The sequence below is a fragment of the Rhizobium sp. 01N447_2 genome (genome assembly GCF_056399245.1).
In genome coordinates this window covers 107329-132128 of sequence record NZ_JBFTQY010000001.1, presented here as the reverse complement: position 1 = coordinate 132128, position 24800 = coordinate 107329, and the positions used below count along the sequence as shown (strand labels likewise).

General features: G+C 61.9%; 25 protein-coding genes. 16 read left to right on the top strand and 9 right to left on the bottom strand.

The window, feature by feature from the left end:
- Position 1: 1 nt before the first annotated feature.
- Positions 2-205 carry a YdcH family protein gene (locus AC1ECN_RS00615; RefSeq protein ID WP_017968168.1) on the bottom strand — a complete coding sequence of 68 codons (204 nt, stop codon included), beginning with the start codon at positions 203-205 and terminating at the stop codon, positions 2-4.
- A 227-nt stretch (positions 206-432) separates the two neighbouring features.
- Here AC1ECN_RS00615 and AC1ECN_RS00610 point away from each other — a divergent pair, with 227 nt between their 5' ends.
- Entirely contained in the window at positions 433-606 is a 174-nt protein-coding gene (locus tag AC1ECN_RS00610) for a YdcH family protein (RefSeq protein WP_003542831.1), read from the top strand.
- 205 nt (positions 607-811) lie between these two features.
- On the opposite strand, the gene AC1ECN_RS00605 is transcribed toward AC1ECN_RS00610, so the two are convergent.
- Both AC1ECN_RS00605 and AC1ECN_RS00600 read right to left on the bottom strand, forming a co-directional pair.
- A complete protein-coding gene (locus AC1ECN_RS00605) occupies positions 812-1072 on the bottom strand; it encodes an ArsR/SmtB family transcription factor (protein ID WP_003542830.1) in 261 nt (86 codons plus the stop codon).
- A gap of 179 nt (positions 1073-1251) precedes the next feature.
- A complete protein-coding gene (locus AC1ECN_RS00600; protein ID WP_130673081.1) occupies positions 1252-2016 on the bottom strand; it encodes a sulfite exporter TauE/SafE family protein in 765 nt (254 codons plus the stop codon).
- A gap of 107 nt (positions 2017-2123) precedes the next feature.
- Here AC1ECN_RS00600 and AC1ECN_RS00595 point away from each other — a divergent pair, with 107 nt between their 5' ends.
- Together AC1ECN_RS00595 and AC1ECN_RS00590 are read left to right on the top strand one after the other, a co-directional pair.
- Complete coding sequence (locus tag AC1ECN_RS00595; protein ID WP_130662200.1) at positions 2124-2777, top strand: thiamine phosphate synthase; 654 nt, start codon at positions 2124-2126, stop codon at positions 2775-2777.
- Positions 2778-2787: 10 nt separating this feature from the next.
- Positions 2788-3870 (top strand): tetratricopeptide repeat protein, encoded by a 1083-nt coding sequence (locus AC1ECN_RS00590; protein ID WP_130673080.1) that lies wholly within the window; start codon positions 2788-2790, stop codon positions 3868-3870.
- 154 nt (positions 3871-4024) lie between these two features.
- Here the strand turns inward: AC1ECN_RS00590 and AC1ECN_RS00585 are convergent, their stop codons facing one another.
- The gene (locus tag AC1ECN_RS00585) at positions 4025-5767 is read right to left on the bottom strand and encodes a chemotaxis protein (protein ID WP_130673079.1); all 1743 of its coding nucleotides are present in this window, start codon (positions 5765-5767) and stop codon (positions 4025-4027) included.
- Positions 5768-6106: 339 nt separating this feature from the next.
- Between AC1ECN_RS00585 and AC1ECN_RS00580 the strand changes: the two genes are divergently transcribed.
- From AC1ECN_RS00580 to AC1ECN_RS00535, 10 genes are all read left to right on the top strand, one after another.
- Positions 6107-6436 carry an STAS domain-containing protein gene (locus AC1ECN_RS00580; protein ID WP_130673078.1) on the top strand — a complete coding sequence of 110 codons (330 nt, stop codon included), beginning with the start codon at positions 6107-6109 and terminating at the stop codon, positions 6434-6436.
- Positions 6433-6801, top strand: a complete 369-nt coding sequence (locus AC1ECN_RS00575; protein ID WP_017968162.1) for a response regulator — start codon at positions 6433-6435, stop codon at positions 6799-6801. The genes AC1ECN_RS00580 and AC1ECN_RS00575 overlap by 4 nt, the downstream gene beginning before the upstream one ends.
- Positions 6798-8858 carry a chemotaxis protein CheA gene (locus AC1ECN_RS00570; protein WP_477951859.1) on the top strand — a complete coding sequence of 687 codons (2061 nt, stop codon included), beginning with the start codon at positions 6798-6800 and terminating at the stop codon, positions 8856-8858. Before AC1ECN_RS00575 ends, AC1ECN_RS00570 begins: the two co-directional genes overlap by 4 nt.
- Complete coding sequence (locus AC1ECN_RS00565) at positions 8855-9367, top strand: chemotaxis protein CheW (protein WP_477951857.1); 513 nt, start codon at positions 8855-8857, stop codon at positions 9365-9367. Before AC1ECN_RS00570 ends, AC1ECN_RS00565 begins: the two co-directional genes overlap by 4 nt.
- A 33-nt stretch (positions 9368-9400) precedes the next feature.
- Positions 9401-11107, top strand: a complete 1707-nt coding sequence (locus AC1ECN_RS00560) for a methyl-accepting chemotaxis protein (RefSeq protein WP_024322379.1) — start codon at positions 9401-9403, stop codon at positions 11105-11107.
- Between the two features lie 265 nt (positions 11108-11372).
- A complete protein-coding gene (locus AC1ECN_RS00555; protein WP_130673077.1) occupies positions 11373-13295 on the top strand; it encodes a HAMP domain-containing methyl-accepting chemotaxis protein in 1923 nt (640 codons plus the stop codon).
- Between the two features lie 162 nt (positions 13296-13457).
- Positions 13458-15266, top strand: coding sequence for a methyl-accepting chemotaxis protein (locus AC1ECN_RS00550; RefSeq protein WP_477951854.1), 1809 nt, complete (start codon positions 13458-13460; stop codon positions 15264-15266).
- Positions 15263-15745 (top strand): chemotaxis protein CheW, encoded by a 483-nt coding sequence (locus AC1ECN_RS00545; RefSeq protein ID WP_018072866.1) that lies wholly within the window; start codon positions 15263-15265, stop codon positions 15743-15745. Before AC1ECN_RS00550 ends, AC1ECN_RS00545 begins: the two co-directional genes overlap by 4 nt.
- Before the next feature lie 30 nt (positions 15746-15775).
- Positions 15776-16633: a CheR family methyltransferase gene (locus tag AC1ECN_RS00540; RefSeq protein WP_018072867.1), complete on the top strand. Its 858-nt coding sequence runs from the start codon at positions 15776-15778 to the stop codon at positions 16631-16633.
- A gap of 60 nt (positions 16634-16693) precedes the next feature.
- Positions 16694-17791, top strand: a complete 1098-nt coding sequence (locus tag AC1ECN_RS00535) for a protein-glutamate methylesterase/protein-glutamine glutaminase (RefSeq protein ID WP_128402898.1) — start codon at positions 16694-16696, stop codon at positions 17789-17791.
- 82 nt (positions 17792-17873) lie between these two features.
- Here AC1ECN_RS00535 and AC1ECN_RS00530 read toward each other — a convergent pair whose 3' ends face one another.
- Positions 17874-18614: a 3-oxoacyl-ACP reductase family protein gene (locus AC1ECN_RS00530; protein ID WP_130662190.1), complete on the bottom strand. Its 741-nt coding sequence runs from the start codon at positions 18612-18614 to the stop codon at positions 17874-17876.
- Between the two features lie 74 nt (positions 18615-18688).
- Complete coding sequence (locus tag AC1ECN_RS00525) at positions 18689-19267, bottom strand: TetR/AcrR family transcriptional regulator (protein ID WP_018072870.1); 579 nt, start codon at positions 19265-19267, stop codon at positions 18689-18691.
- A 218-nt stretch (positions 19268-19485) separates the two neighbouring features.
- On the opposite strand from AC1ECN_RS00525, the gene AC1ECN_RS00520 reads away from it, so the two are divergent.
- From AC1ECN_RS00520 to AC1ECN_RS00510, 3 genes are all read left to right on the top strand, one after another.
- Positions 19486-20286, top strand: a complete 801-nt coding sequence (locus AC1ECN_RS00520) for an inositol monophosphatase family protein (RefSeq protein WP_130662188.1) — start codon at positions 19486-19488, stop codon at positions 20284-20286.
- Positions 20287-20397: 111 nt separating this feature from the next.
- A complete protein-coding gene (locus AC1ECN_RS00515) occupies positions 20398-21504 on the top strand; it encodes a flagellar motor protein MotA (protein WP_477951850.1) in 1107 nt (368 codons plus the stop codon).
- Between the two features lie 3 nt (positions 21505-21507).
- Positions 21508-22539: a peptidoglycan -binding protein gene (locus tag AC1ECN_RS00510; RefSeq protein ID WP_018481040.1), complete on the top strand. Its 1032-nt coding sequence runs from the start codon at positions 21508-21510 to the stop codon at positions 22537-22539.
- A 110-nt stretch (positions 22540-22649) separates the two neighbouring features.
- Here the strand turns inward: AC1ECN_RS00510 and AC1ECN_RS00505 are convergent, their stop codons facing one another.
- From AC1ECN_RS00505 to AC1ECN_RS00495, 3 genes are all read right to left on the bottom strand, one after another.
- Positions 22650-23888 carry an RNA polymerase sigma factor gene (locus AC1ECN_RS00505; RefSeq protein WP_130673075.1) on the bottom strand — a complete coding sequence of 413 codons (1239 nt, stop codon included), beginning with the start codon at positions 23886-23888 and terminating at the stop codon, positions 22650-22652.
- A gap of 7 nt (positions 23889-23895) precedes the next feature.
- On the bottom strand, positions 23896-24234 hold the full coding sequence (locus AC1ECN_RS00500; protein WP_024323253.1) for a YciI family protein: 339 nt from the start codon (positions 24232-24234) through the stop codon (positions 23896-23898).
- A 271-nt stretch (positions 24235-24505) separates the two neighbouring features.
- On the bottom strand, positions 24506-24694 hold the full coding sequence (locus AC1ECN_RS00495) for a YegP family protein (RefSeq protein WP_017968150.1): 189 nt from the start codon (positions 24692-24694) through the stop codon (positions 24506-24508).
- Positions 24695-24800: the final 106 nt, after the last annotated feature.

Here is a 24800-nt window from a genome sequence, read left to right as displayed (position 1 = left end):
CTCAGGCGATGATGTCAGGGATGATCTGATCTTCCAGCTTGGAGAGCCTGTCCTTGATGACAAGTTTTTTCTTTTTCATGCGCTGGATTCGCAGAGCATCGCATCCGGTCTGGATCATGGCGTTGATCGCGGCATCGAAATCCTCGTGCTCCTGACGCAGACGCGCCACCGTGAGCCTGATTTCCGCCTGTTCCTGATCGGCCATATGCATTCCCCGTTACCGTCCCTGGACCTTGTCCGATCTGGCGATGATTTCCGCAAGCTCCTATCACCAAATACAGGTAACGGCTAGTTAGTCTTGATCATGAAATTGCCATCCAGTCTTCATCTTTTGGCCTTCGACAAGCCTTCAAAAATATGTCACAGTCCGGCCGTTGACACCTTGATCCCCGACGATGTTGGCCGGGGAGGGTAAGAGGAAGGAAGGGTCATATGACTGTTCAAGCTCATCTTGAGTCACTCCAGAAAAAGCATGTTGCTCTCGAGGAGGAGTTGCACGCGCTCAGAACATCTCCCTCTATTTCCGATACGGAACTTGCCGAATGCAAGCGCCGGAAGCTGCGCATCAAGGACGAGATTCAGCGTCTTAAGTCATCCGTCCACTAATCTTCCCAAGGGTCGCCGGGCGATCATCTTGCGCAACAAGGTAAATCCATCCATTCCGCCAAGAATTAGCAAGAACCGGTGATTTGACACCAGATTTGCGCCAGTCCGATGCATCCGGCATCGCGGCTGGCGCTTTTGGGTCGCCACGTCTCACATGGCGTTCATATGATTTGCATGGTATCCGTTGATCTTATGGGAACCTGCATCAGGCCCAGAACTGATCCAGCCACAAATTGAGCTTGTCGAAGCCGCGGTTATTGACCGTGTAGATACGTTTGGTGCCTTCTGAGGTCACGGAGACGAGATTGCTGTCGAGCAGCGCCTTCAAGTGTTGCGAGACAGCGGGGCGACTGATCGGCAGGCCTTCGGCGAGCTCATTGACCGTCCGTGGCGCGCGACGCAATTCCTCCAGCAGAAACCGCCGGTTCGGATCGGCAATCGCAGAGAAAGGGTCCGTGTTCGACATGACGGGAACGCTACGTCAAACCGGCCGCGCCAGCAAGGAAATTGTGCATTGCAGCGTGCCACGGTCTAAAGCGCGTCGCGAACCTTCAGATTCGCTCGTCGCGCTTTAGGTCTTTGTTTTTACGCATGTCGTTATCGCAAAACCGCTGCACAGTTTTGCGCGACATGCTTTAGCGGTTTCTACCAGCCAAGGCCCTCGCGCACGATCAGGAAGGCGGCGATCAGCGCCATCGCATACATGAAGGGATAGAAGATCTGTGGCTTCATGCGGCGCACGCACCAGGCGCCGGCAATGGTGGCGAGCGGGGCAAAGGGTAGAAGCGTCGCGGAGGTCGCAAGATTCTGGGTGTCGAGCTGGCCGAGCGCGAAATAGGGGATCAGCTTGATGGCGTTGAGGATCGCAAAGAAGCGCACGCTGGTGCCGGTATATTCGCGTGGCTGCAATTTGAGCGGCAGGGCATAGATCTGGAAGGGCGCACCGCCGGCATGAGCAACGAAGCTGCCGTAACCGGAAAATGTCCCCCAGAGGCTGGCGACCACCGGTCGCTGGCCGCGCGGCGGGATCACCTTGCCGGCGCCCGGGCCGAAATTGTTCCAGAAATAGCGCAGGCAAAAGAGGATGGTCACCGCGCCGATGACGATGCGCAGCATGTTGCCCGGAACCAGGGCCGAGGTCGCCCAGCCCAGCGCGATGCCGAAGATGGCGCCAGGCAGCATGATCTTCAACGTCGCCCAGTCGCCATGTTTGCGCCAGATGACGAGCGAGATCATGTCCATGAAGACCAGGATCGGCAGCAGGATGGCCGCCGCCTCGACCGGTGAGACGACGAGGGCGAGGAAGGGCAGGCCGATCAGCGACAAAGCGTCGCCCATGCCACCCTTTGCGAGGCCCACCAGCAGAACGGCGGGCACGGCGGCGTAGTAGAATGACAAATCCTGCGGCATGCTTTCGACGTCCTCCTCTTGCAAGCCTCGTCTAACGGAACTACTCACACAAAACGAGTGCGGATCTCTCATTTCGAAGGGGAATTCGCCGGAAACGGAAAGACCTCATGACCGAACCGGAAAATCGCTGCCGCCTTGTGCTCATCGTGCCTGATATCGCCGATGCCGACGAACAGGCAAAGATCGTCGCCGATGCGCTGAAGGGCGGCGATGTCGCCTCGGTGATCGTGCCGCAATACGGGCTCGACGACGGCACCTTCCAGAAACATGCCGAAAAGCTGGTGCCGCTGATCCAGAATGCTGGAGCAGCCGCGCTGATTGCAGGTGACAGCCGTGTCGCCGGCCGGGCCAAGGCCGATGGCCTGCACCTTTCCAGCAATGCAGAGGCGCTTTCGGAAGCGATCGATAAACATGCGCCGAAGCTGATCGTCGGCGGTGGCAACGCGACCGACCGGCACCATGCGCTGGAGATCGGCGAAGTCAGGCCGGACTATATCTTCTTCGGCAAGCTCGACGGCGATATCAAGCCGGAGGCGCATCCGAAGAACCTTGCGCTCGGCGAATGGTGGGCCTCGATGATCGAGATTCCCTGCATCGTCATGGGCGGCACTGATCCGGCCTCGGCACTCGCCGTCGCCGAAACTGGAGCGGAGTTCGTGGCGCTGCGGCTGGCGGTCTTCGGCGAGCCCGCCCGGGCGCCGTCAGTCGTTGCCGAAATCAATGCGTTGCTTGACGAAAAAGCGCCACGGTTTGAGGATTGAAATCGCGCTCATGCCGATCCCGCCCGCCCGCCTTTTGAAATATATTCTTGCCAGCATGGCCGCCCTCGTTGCGGCCGGGCCGAATGTCGCCTTGGCGCAGGCGCCGGACAGCGTCATCAGCCAGCCGGGAACGGGGCCGGCTTCGACCTTCCGCACCGACCGGCCCTCCGGCCCGGACGTGGGGCCCTCCGATGGCGTCGGTGTGTTCGACCGCATGGGCGCGAAGTTGCCGGATCTGCCGCCGGAGAAGGATTACAAGGGGCCGATCGACGAAGCTTACGGCGCCTTCCAGCGCGGTTACTACCTGACGGCAATGGACAAGGCGCTGCCGCGCGCCCAGCTCGGCGATCCGGCGGCGCAGACGCTGATCGGCGAAATCCTCTCGCAGGGTCTCGGCGTCAAGAAGGACGTGAAGAACGCTGCCTTCTGGTACGGCAAGGCGGCCGAAGGCGGCGATGCGGCGGCAATGTTCAAATATGCGCTGATCCTGATGGAAGGCGAGGGCGTGCCGCGTGACAAGGTCAAGGCCGACGACTACATGCGCAAGGCGGCCGAGGGCGGCAATCCTTCGGCGGAATTCAACTGGGCGCAGCTTCTCATCGCCGACAATCCCGGCGAGAAGGGACTGAAGCTCGCGCTGCCGTTCTACGAGAAATCGGCGGAGCAGGGCATTGCCGATTCGCAATATGCCGTGGCGCAGATCTATGCGACGCTGAAAGACCTGCCGGAGGAAAAGAAGAAGCTCGCCCGCGAGTGGATGGTACGCGCGGCGCGCGCCGGCTTCGACACGGCTCAGCTCGATCTCGGCATCTGGCTGGTCAACGGTGTCGGTGGGCCGAAGGATTACGTCAAGGGTTTCGAATGGCTGAAACTTGCCGCCAATGGCGGTAATGTCGCCGCGCAGAACAAGCTCGCTCATCTCTACATCAACGCCATCGGCACGCCGCCCAATCCGATCGAGGCGGCGAAGTGGTACGTGCTGTCTCGGCGTGCCGGGCTTGCCGATCCGTCGCTCGAGGATTTCTATCTTGGCATCGAGGAGGATCAGCAGAAGGCGGCGATCGAGGCTGCCAACAAATTCCGGCGGCGATAGCGGCCGCTTGGCGATCCGGCCGACGACAGGCGAACGGCCCACTGCACAATTCCTTAAATCGGGATCGATTTAAGGATAAAATTATGCGTCAATTGAAAGTGCTACAGCGTCCTTTGCGCGTCTGAAGAGACGCGCGGCGCCGTAGCGTTCCAACCTAAAAAAGCGCGTCGGCGAAGAGGTCTTCATCGTTTTCGGCTTTGGCGGCCTCGGCAGGAGCGGGAGTATTGTCCTCGCTCGCCGGAATGATGCCGCGATGAATGTTGCGTTCCTGGACCATCGTGTAGTGCTTGAAGATCTTGCGGTCGAGCGGCGCGATCGTCTCGGTGAGATCGGAGATATCGGCGATATCGGTGCCGGCGACGCCTTCGAGCAGATCGGCGCAGCCGGCAAGGACTTCGCCGAGATCATGCTGGAAATCGAGTTTGCCGATCAGCAGGCTGATCTTGGTGGCGACCTCGCGACCGTTCTCGGCGAGCACCTTCAGTTCGTTTTCAATCAGGTTGGCTGCAGAGCGGATGTTGCCGACGGCCGACGTCAGGCTCTCCCCCAGGTTGCCGGCTCCGGCATCGGCGGCGGGGGCGAGGCGCCCGGCCGCGGCTTCGAGCGCCGGCAGGCCATTGACGATGGCGTCGGCGGAATCGTCGAGCTTGCCCGCGAAGATGCGCAGCTCGGCGGTGACGACGTTGATCGACCTGCCTTCTTCACCGAGGCGGCTGCAGCGCAGGTTGGTATTCAAAGCCATATAGTGAATATCGGTCTTGACGGCGCGGATGTTGCCGATCGCTTCGGAGAGCTTGGCGGCCGTGCCGATCGTCGACTGGCTCACCTGATCGGCCTGGCGGCTTGCCGTGTCGACCTGCTTGACGATTTCATGGGCGGCCGAAACGCTGGATTCCAGCGAGCGCATGAAGTTGCCGCCGGCCTCGCCGCTCTCACCGCTCATCTGATCACGCAGCTTGAGGATCTCTCGCATATCGTGGTCGAAACTCGCGATCGTCTTGACGACGTTCTCAGAATCCCGCTGGAAATTTGCGCACATGTCGCTCATCTGCGCTGCCGTCAGATGGTGAATGACGTTCTGGAGGCGCTGGCGCGCGCCGGCGTCGAGCTTCGCGCCATCCTCGCCGGCAAAGAAATCTTCAAGCAGCGAAAAGGTGGCCTGTACATGCTCGATGCGCTGGCGGGTGATATCGCCGATCTGCAGGGCAGACAGCGTCGAGGCGACCTTGCTCTGCACGGCGCGGGCAATCGCGCCGACCTCGCGAGCAATGACGCCGAGATCCCTGCGGTGTTCGGCGATCTTGGCGGCGTCATCACGCAGGGCCCCGGCGACGGCCGGAACGGTATCGGCATAACCCTTCGAAACGCTGGCGCCAAAGGAGGCGGCGAGTTTGACCTCCTTATCGAGACTGTCGAGGTGTGTGGCGAAACGGTTGACCTCATCGGTGCCGGAATAGATACGCTCCAGAATCTCCTGGGCGAAGCCGGCGAATTCGGCAATGCCGGCGCCGGTGATCTTCACCGTCACTGCGAAGGTTCTGAGATAACGCATCGTCTCCTGCATGTCAGCGACGTGCTTGCGCAGCTCCCTGCCAGTATGCGCCAGCGAAACGAGCGCCCGCTGGCGGCCTTCCTCAGTGATCGGCAGCGCCGTCAGGCTCGCCACCGTGGCCCTGAGATCGGCGCCCGTATCGCTCGCCTCTTTATTGTCGAGCGCCGTGGTGACGCTCTCGAGCGAGTTCAGCAAGCGGTTGAGGACATCCATAACCGACAGCAGCACGGTGCCGCCTTCGAGGAAACGTTCCTCGACCTGGCCGCGGGCGGATTCCAGGGTCTGGCTGATGTCCCGCCCTGATGTGTAGGCTGCAGCGTTCGGTGATACCAGAGCGTGTGCCACTTTTATACCTTTTGTTAAAATCCAGGCAATTCAACTCTATTTTTACGGGCAGGATGGAAACGTCCGGTAAACGCGCCGGACTCGCCAGCGTTGTGATTAACGAAAGATGTTGATGGCGTGTCGCTGAAAGCCCAACGCTTGATTTGATGATTCAACATGTTGTTTTTATTTTACTTATTTCTAAATTTTGAGAAAAAAATACAACTTATCCCGGATGAGAATTGGGAGTCGCGGAACGCGCTATACGGCAGTTTCCTACAACCGCTGTTTACCCCGCATTAACGCTGCCGTGAGAGTCCTTTTAGGGTCGTCAAGTATTTTCTGGCCCAGGAGGCTGCATTGGATACTCAGAAACAATATTACGAATCTATAAATTTGCCGGACGTGCTTAGCATCCGTAACGTGACCGAACTATATTCCAAGTTTAATGATGAATTTCATAGCCGTGATACAATMATCGTCAGCATTCCAGAAGGTGCAGAAGCGGATCTGAGTTTCGTTCAGCTTATCGAATCCTCGCGCCGACAAGCAAAATCCAAAGGAAAGATGTTCAAGCTTTCTTCGCCGGCCAATGGCTCGGTCCTGAAGATACTTGAGCACGCAGGTTTCATCGAATGCTTCGATCAAGAAGACGCAAATTTCTGGTTGCATAAAGAGGTGACGTTATGAGTGCAAATATCCTGACTGTCGACGATTCCGCCAGCATTCGTCTGACCACCAAGGTCACGCTGACCAATGCCGGCTATCGCGTCACCGAGGCGGTCAACGGGGCAGAGGGCCTCGCGACGGCGAAGGGCAGCAGCTTCGATCTGATCGTGACCGATCTGAACATGCCTGTCATGGACGGGCTGACGATGATCGAGGAACTGCGCAAGCTGCCGGCGCAGGCGGGCGTTCCGATCATCTTCCTGACGACGGAATCGGACGCCGATCTCAAGGCGCGCGCCAAGGCCGCCGGTGCGACGGGCTGGCTGACCAAGCCGTTCGACCCGGAAAGCCTGGTGAAGATCGTGAAGAAGGTTCTTGGACGATGAGCACGCTCGATCCCGTCGCCGTATTCCGCACGGAGGCTGCCGAATGCCTCGAAGCGATCGAGGCCGGTCTCCTCGACCTGACTCACCAGCTCGACAACAAGGATCTAGTCGACGCCGTGTTCCGCGGGCTCCACACGCTCAAGGGCTCCGGCGCGATGTTTGGCTTCGAGGCACTCGCCGCCTTCACCCATCATTGCGAAACAGCCTTCTACCGCGTCCGCAAGGGCGAGGTCGCGGCGACCAGCGAACTCGTCGCCGCCGTTCTCTCCGCCCAGGACCATATGCGTGCCCTCGTCGACCAGCCGGACGCCGATCATGGCGATATTGGGCATAAGCTTCTGGCACAGTTGCAGGCCGCCGTCGGCGGCAAGGAAGCGGCGCCTGCCGCCACGCCGGTCGCTGTTCCCGCACCCGCAGGCGTGCGCGAGGCACCGGCGAAGAAGAAGAACAGCTGGCGCATCCGCTTCAGCCTGCCCGCCAATTCGATGGCCAACGGCACCAACCCGCTCGGTCTGCTGGACGAGCTGCGCGATCTCGGCGAATGCACCGTGCGCGCCAATACATCGGCCATTCCGGCTCTCGACGAGCTGGTTCCGACGGATCTCCATATTTCCTGGGACGTGACGCTGACCAGCGAGCAGGACCGTTCGGCGATCAACGACGTCTTCATCTTCGTGCTCGATGACATGGAACTCAGTGTCGAGGAGATCGACGGGCCGACAGCGGCAGCCGTCGCTCCGGCCGATGAAAAGGCAGCCCCTGCGCCTGTCGCCGCGGCATCGGCGGCGCCCGTTCCGCCGGCGGCGGCCGTCCCGGAATTCCGTCCYGTCGAGGCGGTTCCGGCCAAGCGCGAGGCGCCTGCCGCCGTCAGCCAGGCGAAGGCGGCCGAGAATGTCCGCGTTCCGGCCGAACGTCTCGACGAGTTGATGGATCGCGTCGGCGAGCTCGTCATCGCGCAATCGCGCCTCAGCCAGCTCGCCAGCGCCAGCACCGATATCGCGCTACGCTCCGTTTCGGAAGAAATCGAACGCCTCTCCGGCGAATTGCGGGACACGATGATGGTGTTGCGCATGGTGCCGGTCGCCACCCTGTTCTCCCGTTTCCGCCGCCTCGTCCATGATCTCGCCCGCGAAACCGGCAAGGTGATCGAACTGGTGACGGAGGGCGAGAGCACCGAAGTCGACAAAACAGTCATCGAGCGTCTGGCCGATCCGCTGGTGCATCTGGTGCGCAACTCGATCGATCACGGCCTCGAAACGCCCGCCGAGCGCCTTGCCTCCGGCAAGATCGAAGCCGGCACGGTGACGCTTTCGGCCCGCCAGGCCGGCGGCGAAGTGATCATCTCGATCAAGGACGACGGCCGCGGTATCAATCGTGAACGGGTTCGCGCCAAGGCGGAATCCTCCGGCCTCATCCAGCCCGGCCAGCCGCTTTCCGACTCCGAGCTGCTGCAACTGATCTTCGCCCCTGGCTTCTCGACGGCTGCCGCGATCACCAATCTGTCCGGCCGCGGGGTCGGCATGGACGTGGTCAAGAAGACGGTCGAAGCGCTCCGCGGCGCGATCGACATTGTCAGCGTGCCGGGACAGGGTTCGGAAGTGTCGCTGCGCATCCCGCTGACGCTCGCCATCATCGACGGCCTACTGGTGCGCGTCGGTTCCGGCCGCTACGTCATCCCGCTCTCGGCAGTCGAGGAATGCCTCGAACTGTCGCTCGAGGAAGATCTCCGCTCGCGCGGCCGCAGCTTCATCTCGCTGCGCGACRGCCTGGTGCCGTTCCTGCGCCTGCGCGACCTCTTCCGCACCGGCACCAAGCCCGACGTGCACCAGAAGGTCGTCGTTATCTCGACCGGCACGGAGCGCGTCGGTCTCGTCGTCGACCAGATCATCGGTGACCACCAGACGGTCATCAAGTCGATGTCAAAACTGCACAATAACGTTGCGACCTTCTCGGGCGCGACCATTCTCGGCGACGGCAGCGTCGCTCTCATTCTCGACGTCGGGCACCTGGTTGCCGCGGGTCAGCAACAGGAGGCGCAATTGCGGGTGGCAGGATGAGTGCAACAGCAGCAACAGCCGAACGATTCGACAATCACTGGAGCTATGCCGAGGAAGTCGAGGTCCTGACCTTCGATCTCAACGGCGAAACCTTCGCGCTGGAGGCGGTCATCGTCCAGGAAATCCTGGACCTGCTTCCCGAGACCGCTGTGCCGGGCAGCCAGCCCTTCGTCGCCAGCGTCATCAACTTTCGCGGCAAGGTCATTCCGCTCGCCGATCTGCGTCTCGCCTTCGGGATGGAAGCAGYTGAGGCGACGATCGACAGCCGCTTCATCGTCATCGAGATCGACCTGCAGGGCGAGCAGACGCTCGTCGGCCTCAGGACCGACAAGGTGAACGAGGTGACGACGCTTTCAAAGTCCGCCAGCGAGGCTCCGCCCAGCGTCGGCATGCGCTGGCGCGCCGATTACATCAACTGCCTGGTGAAGAGGGGCGGAGAATTCATCATTCTCCCCAATCTGCAGGCAATCTTTTCATCGAGGCACGATGCGGCAGGCGCCGTCAATTGACGCTGGATGAATTCAACGAGGGGTTTGGGGACCATGCGACTGACAATCAAGACGAAACTGGTGACCGCGTTCACCTTCATCATTGTAATGCTCGTGGGTACCGCCGTTTACGGTATCTTCAGCCTTGGATCGCTGAACGACACGATCGATAAGCTTCTCTCCGGCCCGGCAGCCCGCCTCGACCTGGCGCAACAGATCAATATTGCCCAGCTCGAGGCCATCCGCCAGCAGAAGAATCTGCTCACCGCCCGTGGCGCAGACGAAACGGCCGGGGCAATCGCCAAGGGCAATCAGGCCCGCAAGGAGTTCGCCGACGCCTTCAGCCAGGTGCTGGCGCTGGCAACGGAAGAAGGCAAGGCGCGCTGGGCGCGCATCGCTGAACTTTCCAAGACCTTCAATGGAGCCGACGATCAAATCCGAGAATATGTGAAGGCCGGCAATGCGGAAGGCGCAAATACCATCTCCGTTACGACGGCGCGGGCCGCTGCCAACGACATCGACTCGACGCTCAGCGAGATCCTGGCACTTGAAAAGCAGCGCATGAAGGCTGCGGACGACGGCGCCGAAGCGCAGTACACGACGACGCGCACAATGATGGTTGCGGTCGCCGCCGTCGCCCTGCTGATTGCTGCCTTCACCGCCTTCTGGATCGCCAGCACGATCAGCAAGGGCCTCAGCCGCGCCAACACCGTGGTTCGCGAGGTGTCGGAAGGCGATCTGACGAAGATGGCGGATATCACCAGCCATGACGAAATCGGCGAACTTCTGGGCAACGTCAATACGATGATCGAACGCCTGCGCGGCGTCGTCGCCGACGCGCTGTCGGCCGCCGACAACGTCTCCTCCGGCAGCCAGGAACTTTCGGCGAGTTCGGAACAGGTGTCGCAGGGCGCTACCGAACAGGCGGCTTCGGCCGAAGAGGCTTCCGCCTCGATGGAAGAGATGGCCGCCAACATCAAGCAGAACGCCGATAACGCCGCCCAGACGGAGAAGATCGCCCGCCAGTCGGCCAAGGATGCGGAGATGAGCGGTGAAGCGGTGACGCGCGCCGTCGACGCCATGCGCACGATCGCCCAGAAGATCGGCATCGTCCAGGAGATCGCCCGCCAGACCGATCTGCTCGCCTTGAATGCCGCCGTCGAAGCCGCTCGTGCGGGTGAACACGGCAAGGGTTTTGCGGTGGTCGCCTCGGAGGTGCGCAAGCTTGCCGAACGCAGTCAGTCGGCTGCAGCGGAAATCAGCTCGATGTCGAGCGACACGGTCAAGGCTGCCGCCGATGCCGGCGACATGCTCGGCCGGCTGGTGCCCGACATCCGCAAGACGGCGGAACTGGTCTCCGAGATCAGTGCGGCCTGCCGCGAACAGGATATCGGCGCCTCGCAGATCAACGAGGCGATCCAGCAGCTCGACAAGGTGACGCAGCAGAATGCCGGTGCTTCCGAGCAGATGTCGGCAACCTCCGAGGAGCTCGCCTCCCAGGCAGAGGAACTGCAGACCTCGATCGCCTTCTTCAAGGTCGATACGGCAGGCAGCGCGCGGCCCGGCGCCCACAAGACCCAGCCAAAAGCTTCGGCCAAGGTGAAGGCCCCGGCCGCCGTCCGCAAACCCGCCCCGCAGGCCCACAGCCAGGGCCGCGGCCAGACGATTTCGGCCCAGCAGCAGCGTCTCAAGGGCTTTGCTCTCGATATGTCGATGGGCGGTCCAGACGCCAGCGACGACGATTTCAGGGAGAGCGCATAAGCGCTGTCCGGGGAGAGGCTAGCTCTCCCGGGGAAAGCGCCTGAGCGCCTTCGCCTCAAACCGATCCCTCGGGCTGCTCCGGTGGCCCGAGGTGGGAATATCCCCCAACGCATGTAGGCGTTGGCGCTGCGATCGATAGATGTCCGGCTGCCGGGAAGTGAATGTAGTCGCTTTCCCCCTTTTCAGACACATCACTTTCAAGCTCGACGCCCCGTTGACGGGACGTGTCTCTATCCATTCGTATTGACCGCATAGGGGGTATCACATGCGTTTCACCATCAAGCTCAAATTGGGTCTTGCCTTCGGCATCATGACGCTGCTGCTGATCGGCATCGCGGTTTATGGAAGCCTGAGCCTCGGCACCTTGAATGAAGCAAGCGGCAATATGATCGACGGCCCGATGCGCCGCCTGGAACTGGCGCTGAACGCCAATGTTGCCGAAGTCAACGCCATCCGCGCCCAGAAGAACGCGCTGCTTTCCACGGATCCCGACGCGACTGCCGGTTTCTACAAGGAAGCCGACCAGAACTTGCAGGCCATGTTCGATGCTGTCGATGCCGGCCTTGCGATCGCCTCGCCCGAAGGCAAGCCCTATTGGGAAAAGTTGCTGACGATCGGTGCGAAATTCCGCGACAGATCCGCCGAACTGCAGCAGCTTGACGCCAGGGGCGATCGAGCCGGCGCCCTGGCGCTGTCGCTCGGCGACCTGCGCACGATGACCAACGACATGGGTGAGGCGATTGCCCCACTCATCGAGATCCAGCGCAAGGGCATGAAGGCGACCGATCAGTCGAACACCGATCTTTACAACTCGACGAAGCTGATCCTCGGCACCGCTTCCGGTATCGCCGTGCTCATAGCTCTCGGCGCTGCACTGTGGATCACGCTCGGCATCAACAACGGTCTGCGGAAGATCACGACCGTCGTAAACGCCGTCGCGATCGGCGACCTCAACCAGAAGGTCGATGTCAAGACCAATGACGAGATCAAGGATCTCATCAATACGGTCAATACCATGACTGCCAATCTGCGTGCCACGGCAGCACTTGCCGACCAGATCGCCATGGGCGACCTCAGCACCGATGCCAGGCCGCTTTCGGACAAGGATACGCTCGGCATCGCGATGCAGAGCATGATCTCCAACCTGCGGACCACCGCCGGCATTGCCGATCAGATCGCAAACGGCGACCTGACGGTGTCTCCGAAGCCGCTCTCCGATAAGGATGCGCTGGGCATCGCGCTCGAGCAGATGGTCGAGCGCCTGCGCGGCGTCGTCGCCGACGCGATCTCCGCTGCCGAAAACGTCTCTTCCGGCAGCCAGGAACTTTCGGCAAGCTCGGAACAGGTATCGCAAGGCGCAACCGAACAGGCGGCGTCCGCCGAAGAGGCGTCCGCGTCGATGGAGGAGATGGCCTCCAACATCAAGCAGAACGCCGACAACGCCGCCCAGACGGAAAAAATCGCCCGTCAGTCGGCCAAGGATGCGGAAGCCAGCGGCGAGGCCGTCTCCCGCGCCGTCGATGCCATGCGCACGATTGCCCAGAAGATCGGTATCGTCCAGGAGATTGCCCGCCAGACCGACCTTCTCGCTCTTAACGCCGCCGTCGAAGCCGCTCGTGCGGGTGAACACGGCAAGGGTTTTGCGGTCGTCGCATCTGAAGTGCGCAAGCTTGCCGAACGCAGCCAGTCGGCTGCAGCGGAAATCAGCGCCATGTCGACTGACACCGTCACGGCTGCCCAGGAAGCCGGCGACATGCTCGGCCGCCTGGTGCCCGACATCCGCAAGACAGCCGAGCTGGTCTCCGAGATCAGTGCGGCCTGCCGTGAACAGGATATCGGGGCTGCCCAGATCAACGAAGCGATCCAACAGCTCGACAAGGTGACGCAGCAGAATGCCGGCGCCTCCGAGCAGATGTCGGCAACCTCCGAGGAGCTTGCCTCCCAGGCGGAGGAACTGCAGACCTCGATTGCCTTCTTCAAGGTCGATACGGCAGGCGGGCGCCGCGAGCGCGCGCCGGCTGCAAAACTCACCGCCCGCAGCCGGACTCAGGCTGCACCGCGCAAACCGGTCGGCAAGGCGCCGGTGAATACGGTCGCCGGTCAGCAGGCCCGCGTGAAGGGCTTTGCCCTCGACCTGTCGATGGGCGGTCCCGACACGGCCGATGACGAGTTTAGGGAGAGCGCATAGCGCTCACCTGGGGAAAGCGCATAACCGCTCCCCGTTCGCAATTGTCGTGGACCAGTCAGGATGGCCCGCGACGCACGCTTCGCCTACCGGAATTTCTTTGCTGCATGATGCCGCGCCCCTTGGTCCACATTAATTGCTTCGCTCTCGGAGAGGTATATTGAGATGCGTATTACGATCAAACTTAAGCTCGCAGCCGCATTCGGCTTTGTCATATTGTTGCTGGTGGGCAGCGCGGTCTATGGAATCATCAGCCTCAGTTCCCTGAACGATGCTGTCGGCAACCTTGTTTCTGGTCCGGCAAAGAGGCTGGAACTGGCTCTGGAGGCAAAGACTGCGGAGCTTAATGCCGTTCGCTGGCAGAAGAATGCGCTTCTGGAAATGGATCCCGAAGTGGCCAGGAAGGACTACCAGAATTCGGCGAAGAGCCTGGATGACATGGTGGTCTTCGCCACAGGCGGCCAACAGCTCGCAACAGACGAGGGCAAGCCCACCTGGGACAGGCTGGTCGAGTTGGCCAAACGCTTCAGTGAGKGCTCCAACAAAGTCGCCTCTATCCAGGAAAGCGGCGACAGGGCAGCGGCAGCGGCGCTTTCGTCGGGAGAGGTCCGCGGCCTCGTCATGGAACTGGAAGAGGTTTTCGAGACGCTCGTCACGCTTCAGCAGAAGTCGATGGCGCAAGCCGATAACGACACCGACGTTCTTTATAGTTCGACGAAGAACATGCTGATTGGTATCGCGATCGGGGCTTCCGTCATCGCTTTCGCCGCTGCGCTGTGGATCGCGCTCGGCGTCAACAGCGGCCTGCGCAAGATCATGAACGTTGCCAGCGCCGTCGCCATCGGTGATCTCAACCAGAAGATCGAGATCAAGAGCAACGACGAGATCAAGGATCTGGTCAACACGATCAACGTCATGACGGACAATCTTCGCAACACCGCCGAGATTGCCAATCAGATCGCGAATGGCGACCTGACGGTGTCCCCGAAGCCATTGTCGGAGAAGGACATGCTCGGCATTGCGCTCGAACAGATGGTCGAGCGCCTGCGCGGCGTCGTCACCGATGCGGCTGCAGCCGCAGAAAATGTTTCGGCCGGCAGCCAGGAACTTTCCTCGAGCTCGGGACAGGTGTCGCAGGGCGCTACCGAACAAGCCGCGTCGGCCGAAGAGGCTTCCGCCTCGATGGAAGAAATGGCCGCGAACATCAAGCAGAACGCCGATAACGCCGCCCAGACTGAAAAAATCGCCCGCCAGTCGGCCAAGGATGCGGAAGCCAGTGGTGACGCGGTGACGCGCGCCGTCCAGGCGATGCGGACCATTGCCGAGAAGATCGGCATCGTCCAGGAAATCGCCCGCCAGACCGATCTGTTGGCGCTCAACGCTGCCGTCGAAGCCGCTCGTGCGGGTGAACACGGCAAGGGGTTTGCGGTGGTCGCATCTGAAGTGCGCAAGCTTGCCGAACGCAGTCAGTCGGCCGCTGCCGAAATCAGCTCGATGTCGGGCGATACGGTCAAGGCCGCTCAGGAAGCCGGCGACATGCTCGGCCGGCTGGTGCCCGATATCCGCAAGACGGCCGAATTGGTCTCCGAGATCAGCGCCGCATGCCGCGAACAGGATGTCGGCGCTTCGCAGATCAATGAAGCGATCGAGCAGCTCGACAAGGTGACGCAGCAGAATGCCGGTGCCTCCGAGCAGATGTCGGCGACCTCGGAAGAGCTCGCGACCCAAGCGGAAGAGCTGCAGGCTTCGATTGCCTTCTTCAAGCTCGATACAGCAAGCAATCGCCAGTCCCGCATGCCGGCCGCCAAGGTCACGGTCCGCAGCCCGGCTTCCGTCGCCGGCCGCAAGCCTACGCCCAAGAAGCCGGCTGCCAACAACGTCGCCAGCCAGCAGGCGCGGGTGAAAGGCTTCGCTCTCGATCTCTCCATGGGCGGTCCCGATGATGGGGACGTCGAATTCAAGGAAAGCGCATGATCATGGCCACGACATCTTTGGAAGCGCAATTCGTGACCTTCAGCCTCGGCGAGGAGATCTTCGCCGTGCCGGTTGAGGTTGTACGGGAAATCCTCGATTATGCGGAAGCTTTCAAGATTCCGAATGGTCCCGACTATCTGCTCGGCCTGCGTGACGTACGCGGGCAGGGCGTGCCGACAATCGATCTTCGATTGAAGCTCGGCATGACGAAGACTGTGCCGACCCCGCACACGCGCGTGCTCGTCCTCGACGTGCCAATGGAAAGCCGGCTGCTGACCCTTGGCCTCGTTGCCGACCGCGTCTTCGAGGTCACGCCATTCCGGCGCGAGCAGATCGAGGCGGCGCCTGATATCGGCGTGCGCTGGCGCTCGGACTATATCGCCGGCGTCGTTCGTCGTGAAAACGGCTTCGTCGTCATCATCGATCTTGCACGGTTGCTGTCGCGCGAGGACGCCTCGGCACTGCAATCGGCGGCCTGACCCGCGCATCAACTCGGAGTACTGCGTTCTATGAGTATGGCAGCAGCGGTGGAAACCCAATTGCCGGGCGACCGGATCAGCAAGCGCAATTTCGACAAGCTTGCCCGGTTCATCTACGATTATAGCGGCATCAAGATGCCGCCGACCAAGCTGACGATGCTCGAAGGGCGGCTGAGGCGCCGCCTTCGCGCAACCAACCATGCGACCTTCGACGATTATTGCGACTTCCTCTTCAATCATGACGGCCTCGACCAGGAAACCGTCTACCTGATCGATGTCGTGACGACGAATAAGACCGACTTTTTCCGCGAAGCCAAGCATTTCGACTATCTGCAGACGGTCGCGCTGCCAACGATCGCCAATAGCGGCGTTCGGACCATCCGCACCTGGAGTTCAGCCTGCTCGACGGGAGCCGAGCCCTATACGATAGCGATGGTGTTGGCGGAATTCGCTGAAAGCCGCAACAACGTCTCCTACAGCGTGCTGGCCACCGACCTTTCCACCGACGTGCTGCAGACAGCGCGCCGGGGCATCTATCCGGAAGATCTTATAGCGCCGGTGCCGCGCGACCTGCAGCGCAAATACGTGCTGACGGCCAAGCAGCCGGATCGGCGGGAGGTTCGCATCAACCCCAAACTGCGCAGCAAGGTGGGCTTTGCCCGCATGAACCTGATGGACGAGAAATACCCGATCGGCGAGTTGATGAACGTCATCTTCTGCCGCAACGTGCTAATCTACTTCGACAAGCAGACTCAGGCCGGTGTTCTCAACCGCCTCTGTGCCTGCCTGGCGAAGGGCGGCTACATGTTCATCGGCCATTCTGAATCGATCACCGGCTTCGATCTGCCGTTGAAGCAGGTCTCGAATACGGTGTTTCAGCGTATCTAAAGCGCATCGCGTCATCCCAAACCGCTGCGCACTTCTGGACGGCATGCATTAGGGGCATTCATGGCTAAGAAAATCCGCGTTCTCATCATCGACGATTCCGCCAGCGTCCGCCAGACGCTGACCCATGTGCTGGAGCAGGATCCCGATATCGAGATCATGGCGGTCGCATCCGACCCCTTCATGGCGGCGCGGAAGCTGCAGGAGGAGATCCCCGATGTCATCACGCTCGACGTGGAGATGCCGCGCATGGATGGCATTACCTTCCTGCGCAAGCTGATGGCGCAGCGGCCGATCCCTGTCGTGATGTGCTCGTCGCTGACGGAAGCGGGTTCGGAGACCCTGATCCAGGCGCTGGAGGCCGGTGCCGTCGACGTCATTCTGAAATCGAAGATCGGGGCCGCCGACAGCCTTGCCGATGATGCGATGCGTATTCGCGAAGTCGTCAAAAGCGCCTCGCATGCACGGCTTTCCAATGTCCGCCGCGCCGCCGGAACCATCCGTTCCGCTTCAGCGGAGGGGCCGGCCAAGAAACTGACGGCGGATGTGATGCTGCCGCCACCGACGGGGCGAGCCATGGCGAAGACGACGGAGATGGTCGTGTGCGTCGGCGCCTCCACCGGCGGCACCGAAGCACTGCGCGAGTTCCTGGAGGAGCTGCCGGCCAATGCGCCTGGCATGGTGATCGTCCAGCATATGCCTGAGAAATTCACCGCCGCCTTCGCCAAGCGGCTGAACGGGCTCTGCGAGGTCGAGGTCAAGGAAGCCGTCGATGGCGATCCGGTGCTGCGCGGCCATGTGCTGATCGCGCCAGGCGACAAGCACATGCTGCTCGAGCGCCAGGGTGCGCGCTACTATGTGAGCGTGAAGACCGGGCCGCTGGTGTCGCGACACCGGCCTTCCGTCGACGTGCTCTTCCGCTCGGCGGCGCGCTCGGCCGGCTCGAACGCCATGGGCATCATCATGACCGGCATGGGCGACGACGGTGCGCGCGGCATGCTGGAAATGCACGAGGCCGGCGCCTACACGGTGGCGCAGGACGAGGCGAGTTCCGTTGTTTTCGGCATGCCGAAGGAGGCGATCGCCAAAGGCGGCGTCGACCGGATCCTGCCGCTCGATCAGATCGCTCGTGAAGTGCTGATGACGCAACAGAAGTTCTAGGACCTCTTTAAACAGCCAGACCGAAGCCGGCGGTATCGCAGGATGCCGCCGGTTTTTGGTTGTAGCCCTGCAGGCTCTCCATTCAGGCGAGGTAACCGCCGTCGATCGTCAGGCTGGCGCCGGTGACGAAAGCGGCCTCGGCACTGGCGAGATAGGCGGCGAGGCCGGCAATCTCGCGGTCCTCACCCAAACGGCCAAGCGCCATCAGCGGCTTGAGGCGCTCATGATCGTCCTCATTGGGGTTCATGTCGGTCGCCGTCGGGCCGGGCTGGATGTTGTTGACGGTGATGCCGCGTGGGCCGAGATCGCGGGCGAGGCCGCGGGTCATCGAGGCGATCGCGCCCTTCGTCATACTATAGACCGCGGAGGTCGGAAAGCCGCTGCGATCGGCGGTGACGCTGCCGATGGTGATGACGCGGCCGCCTTCCTTCATGTGTCTTGCCGCTGCCTGGATGCCGACGAAGGCAGCGCGGACGTTGACGGCGAACATCCGGTCGAAATCTTCGAGCGAATAGTCGTCGAGCGGGTTGAGGATGAGAATGCCGGCATTGCTGACGAGAATGTCGAGACCGCCAAAATGCCCGGCTGTCAACGCGATGGCATCCTGTACGGCCTTCGCATCGGCGCTGTCGGCCCGGATTGCCAGCGCCCTGCCGCCAGCAGCCTCCAGCTCGGCGACGATCGCCTTCGCCTTGTGCTCCGAGCTGGAATAGGTGAAGGCGACGGCGGCGCCGTCAGCGGCGAGCCTGCGGACGATGGCGGCACCGATGCCGCGCGAGCCGCCGGTGACGAGGGCGATCTTGGTGGAAAGGGGTTGAGACATTTATGCTTCCTTTGTTTTTGGATTGATCAGTCTAGAATTGTCCATGGAAAGGCCGGTTCGGAGTTATCCCTTCGTCAGCGGAGGCTTCTGATTGCCATGCGTGCGATACCGCGGAGCGTCTCGGGTGGGGCGCCGTTTCGGGCGCTAACTTTCATGCCCGACAAAGCAGCGCCGAGAAACGGGATGGCGTCGGCGATATCGATATCTGTTGCGAGTTCTCCGGTCCTGCGAGCCTCAGCGAGAAGGCTCTCGATCGCCGCGTGAAGCGCGTGGCCGGCGCTGTCGGCAAGGGCTGCGATCTCGGCATCGGTGCGGCCGAATTCACAGATGGCGCTGACACCGAGGCAGCAGCGCCGTGCCTCGGCAGCGGGACGCGAGGCGAAGGCGACGAGAGCGCCTTCCAGAGCCTCGATCGGCCGGTCTTCGCGGCGAAGATCAGCGATGATCTTGTCGATGCTCTCCACATTGTAGCGCTTCAGCGCTTCCAGATAGAGGCCGCGCTTGTCGCCGAAGGTATCGTACATGCTTTGCCGGCTGATCTTCATCGCCGTCAGCAATTCCTCGGTCGAAGTGCCCTCATAGCCGTGCTCGGAAAATACGCCGATGGCGGCATGAAGGGCGGTGTCGCGATCGAATTCCTTGTGTCGTGCCATGACCAGGCTTCTACTCTTATTGGACTGATCTGTCCAGAATAAAATTAATGGTTTCTGGCGCCGCAGGGCAGCCATGCGTGCCTCCCCTTGAAATTTCCCTGATTTTGTGGTCTTGAGGCCGCCAATCTTCGCAGCGCTGCCTGTCATGCATGTTCAGGGACACTTCCCGGCCCTGGCAGCGCGCGCGCCTCGTATCAGTCCCAAGGAAAAATGCGCCGATGGCCCGTTCAGCTCTTCTCAATGTCATGGTTCAGGCTGCCCTCAAGGCAGGAAAATCGCTGGGGCGTGATTTCGGCGAAGTGCAGAACCTGCAGGTTTCCGTAAAAGGACCGGGCGACTTCGTTTCCACCGCCGATCGCAAGGCCGAAAAAATCGTCAAGGAAGAGTTGCTCAAGGCGCGTCCGACCTATGGCTTCCTCGGCGAGGAAAGCGAGGAAATCAAGGGTACGGACGGCGCGCATCGCTGGATTGTCGACCCGCTCGACGGCACGACGAACTTCCTGCACGGCATCCCGGCCTTTGCTGTCTCGATCGCGCTCGAACGCAACGGCGAGATCGTTGCCGCCGTCGTTTTCAATCCGGCAACCGACGAGCTCTATACCGCCGAGCGCGGGGGCGGCGCCTTCCTCAATGACCGACGCCTGCGCGTCGCCGCGCGTCGCGCGCTGTCGGATTGCGTCATCGGCTGCGGTGTGCCGGCGCTCGGCAAGCGCAATCACGGCAAGTTCCTGGTCGAGCTTCGCCACGTGATGGGCGAAGTGGCGGGCATCCGCCGCCTGGGTTCGCCGACCCTCGATCTTGCCTATGTCGCTGCCGGGCGGTTCGACGGTTTCTGGGAAGCGGAGCTTGCGCCGTGGGACATGGCAGCCGGCATCCTGCTCATCCGCGAAGCCGGCGGTTTCGCCACCGACTGGGACGGTGGCGCAACGATGCTGGAGAGCGGCGCGATCGTCGCCGGCAACGAGATCATCCACAAGGCGTTAATCGAAGTCATCAAGCGGCCGGTTCCCGCCAAGTGACCGAACGAAAATCTGGCTGTTGTAAAGTCACGGTTTTCGCCCCGGCATACTTCAATTCGGCACAATGTTGCTCTAGTCTCCGCCAGCAATGACTCCGGAGGCAGCGACCCTATGGAAAATGTGAATGTGGCGGAGATCGGCTCCACCGAAAAGACGGCTGGCACCTATGCCAACAGGCTTTCGAGCCCCATGCCCTTCCTCTGGACGATGCTGCTTTTCCTCGTCATCGTCGGTTTTATCGCCGCTATCCTCTTCCGCCAGACGCAGACCGCCTTCATGCACAATCCGGCCCTGAACGGCCTGATCGTCGGCGTTCTCGCGGTCGGAATCATCCTTGTTTTCAACCACGTACTGGCGCTTCGCCCCGAGGTGCGCTGGTTTAATTCGTTCCGCGCCGCCGGCAGCGTCGACAAGGTCAACCGCAATCCGCGGCTGCTTGCACCAATGCGGGCGCTGCTCGGCAGCCGCAAGTCCGCAGTGTCTCTGTCGACGACGGCGCTGCGCTCGATCCTCGATTCGATTGCCAGCCGCCTCGACGAATCGCGCGACGTTTCACGCTACCTGATCGGCCTCTTGGTCTTCCTCGGCCTGCTCGGCACCTTCTGGGGCCTCATAGGCACGATTGGTTCGATCAGCATTGTCATCCAGTCGCTCGATGCCGGTTCGAACGGCACCGGGGACGTGCTCTCGGCGCTGAAGGAAGGGCTTTCCACGCCGCTTTCGGGCATGGGCCAGGCCTTCTCCTCCTCGCTGCTCGGCCTTTCCGGTTCGCTCATTCTCGGCTTCCTCGACCTGCAGGCCGGCCGCGCGCAAAACCGCTTCTATATGGAGCTGGAAAACTGGCTCTCCTCGGTGACGGATGTCGGCTCCGATCATCTTGCCCCGGCTCTCGACGCCGTTTCCGGCGCGTCCTCAGACGACATGCGCGCGCTCTCCGATTATCTGCGCAAAGTCTCCGAAGAGGGCGGCGCCGGCAGCCAACGCTCCGTCGCTGCGATGGCAAGCCTTGCCGAAGGTATTCAGGGCCTCGTCAAAAACATGCGCAACGAGCAGCAGATGCTGCGCGACTGGATCGAGGCACAGCAGGACGAGGCGAAGGCGATGCGCCGGACGCTTGACCGGCTTGCCGAACGCATCGGTGTGCAGGAGCGCGCGGGCGACCGGGGCGAGCGTTTGCGCGACCGTGCCAGCCAGGCAGAAAAGAGCGAGGGCAAGTAAGCCATGGCTCTTGCCCGCAATCGGCGCCGCGAACGCACGGTCGATTACTGGCCGGGCTTCGTCGACGCGCTGTCGACGCTGCTCATATCGATCATGTTCCTGCTGACGGTCTTCGTCGTCGGGCAGTTCATCCTCAGCCGCGAGATCACCGGACGCGATGAGGTGCTCAATCGCCTCAACAGCCAGATCAACGAGCTGACGCAACTTCTCGCGCTCGAAAAGGGCAGCAACCAGGATCTCCAGGATTCGGTTGCCAATCTGCAGGCCTCGCTTGCCAGTGCTGAAGGCGATCGTTCGCGGCTGCAAGCGCTGCTGAATGCGGGTTCGGGCGGTCAAGATGCGGCGCAGAAGCGGATCGGCTCGATGACGCAGGAGCTCGACGAGCAGAAGCAGGTGAGCGAACGGGCGCTCAGCCAGGTCGAACTGCTGAACCAGCAGATATCAGCGCTTCGCAGCCAGATTGCCGCCGTCGAAGCAGCCCTTCAGGCGTCGGAGGAGAAAGATCGGGTCTCGCAGACCAAGATCGCCGATCTCGGCAGCCGCCTTAACGTTGCGCTCGCCGCGCGCGTGCAGGAGCTGAACCGCTACCGTTCCGACTTCTTCGGCCGGCTGCGCGAGATTCTCTCGGACCGCGAAAATATCCGCATCGTCGGCGACCGGTTCGTCTTCCAGTCGGAAGTGCTGTTTCCTTCGGGCGGTGCCGATCTCAACCCCGAGGGGCAGACCGAGATGGCAAAGCTTGCCGCCGCCCTTCTCGATCTCGCCAAGGAAATCCCGCCGGAGATCAATTGGGTGCTGCGCGTCGACGGTCATACCGATAACGTGCCGCTTGCCGGAACGGGCCGCTATCGCGACAATTGGGAGCTCTCCTCGGCGCGCGCGATTTCGGTCGTCAAGTTCCTGATCGCACAGGGCGTGCCGGCCGACAGGCTGGTTGCCGCCGGCTTCGGCGAGTTCCAACCGATCGCGCCGGGCGATACGCCGGATGCGCGCTCTACCAACCGCCGCATCGAGCTGAAGCTGACCGAGAAGTGATTACGGTGCCGCGCGTCTTTGAAGACGCGCAAAGGAGGCTGTAACACTTTGAATTGCTGCATAATTCCCTAAATCGATTCCGATTTGGGGAATTATGCGGTGGCCTGACATTACCGCTGCACGCCTTTTAACCGGCCGGCGAGAAAGTCGCGCACGGCAGGGCTGTCGCTGAGGCCGATCGCTGTCATATAGGCGTCGGCTGCGGCGGCACTGTCGCCGGCCTGCGCCTGAAGATAGGCACGCACGGCCCAGTAAGGCTGATAGGCTGCGACGTCGCGCCGATCGAGCTTGTCAAGCTGCTCCAGCCCGGCAGCGGCGCTCGAGGCCCTGCCGATTACCGCGGCCTGGCTGACGCGTGCACCCAGCGTCGGCTTCATCATCACCAGCGCCGCGTAGAGCGTCGTCAGCGCCTGCCAGTCGGTCGCTCCTGACAGCCGGCGCGCCGCATGCACGGACTGGATCGCCGCCTGGCACTGGAAGGGGCCGAAACGCTCGAAGCCTCCGGCCTTGCGCAACAGCGCATCCGCTTCGGCAATCATGATCGCGTTCCACGCGGCCGTATCCTGCTCGTCGAGCGGCACATATTGGCCGTTGCTGTCGCGCCGGGTGCTCCGGCGGGCTTGGCAGTGAAGCATCAGCGAGAGGAGGCCTATCGCCTCCGGTTCGTCCGGCAGCACTGCCAGAAGCGCACGGCCGAGCCAGATCGCCTCGCCAGCCAGCGAATGGCGTTCGTTCTCCCCGTCGAGCCCGTCCCATCCGAGACCGTAGGCGGCGTAGATCGCTGAAAGCACGGCGGCGAGCCGCCCGGGCAAGGCGGGGCGAGGCGGGACGGCGAAGGGAATGCCGGCATCGCGGATCTTTACCTTGGCCCGCACCAGCCGCTGGCTCATTGCCTCTGGTGCGACGACGAAGGTCCGCGCGATGGTCTTTGCCTCGATGCCGAGAACGGTCTGCAGCATCAGCGCCGTATGCACGGAGCTGTCGATGGCGGGATGGGTGCAGGCGAAGAGCAGCTTCAGCCGCTCATCGGGAAAGACGGCATTGCCGGCCTCGTTCATGCGTTCCTCCGCCTCCTCGAAGGCGACCGATATCGTCGTTTGCGCATTGGCCTCGACGGTGCGGTGGCGGGCGGCCTGCATGAGGTTGCGGCGGGCGGCCACCAGCAGCCAGGCTTCCGGATTGCCGGGAACGCCGCGCTCCGGCCAGACGCGAAGCGCCGAAGCCAGCGCTTCCGACAATGCATCCTCTGCCGCCGGCACGTCGCGCGAGCGGGCGGCGAGGAAGGCGATCAGCTTGCCGTAGGACTGACGCGCCACCTTTTCGGCAGCGCGTCCGGCATCGGGCGGCATTGCCGCCTCACATCTGCAAGCGCGGGCGTACTTCGACCGAGCCCTTGTCGGAGATCGGGACGCGGGTCGCCCATTCGAGCGCGGTATCGATATCGGGAACATCGATCAGATAGAAGCCGCCGAGCTGTTCCTTGCCTTCCGGATAAGGCCCGTCCTGAACATCGTGTTCCTCGCCTTTGCGGCGCACGATCGTGCCGGTCTCCGGGCCGGTCAGCCCGGCGCCACCGGTCATGATCCCCGCCTGAGCAAGCGCCTGGCTGTAGGCGACCCAGCCGTCGCGATAGACGGGATCGCCGCGGCGGGCGAAATCTTCGGCGGCTTCGCGAATAATGAGAGCATATTGCATGGAGAACTCCTGATCTCGTTGTTGCGTTGATCCGGGCGTGCCGATTTCGGGGACCGATATCCCGAAAACCGTGACGCCCGGCGGAGCGGCGGGGCCGTTCCGAAACAATGAGGCGCGGCCACCGGTCGTTTCGACATGGCCTTCAAAAAAATATGCGAAAAAGAAAAATGGCGCCGAAAATCGCAAGCAAGCGAGCCGGGCTCAAGGGCACCGGCGCTGCTCAAGGGCGCGAAAGGGCAGGGCGGCAATCACGCCGCCGCTGCCGGTCTGCTCAGGACTCGGCCTTCGTCTGGTCGACGACCTCGGCGCTTGGCGTGTTCTTCTTGATGGATTCGATGGCACTCATGGCGGACGCCTTCGCCTTGTAGCCCTCGGACGAGAACATGGCCTCCCCGTTCGATGCCTTGAAGCGGAAGCGGAACTCGCCGGCCTTATCCTTATAGACTTCGAATTTATACATAGATGTCTCCCGAAATCCCAAAACGCTGAATTGCAACCATCAGCTTAGGGGAAGCTAGATCAAAATGGCGAGCTTTTCCACTGCCTTAATCAGGATTGGATTGCCT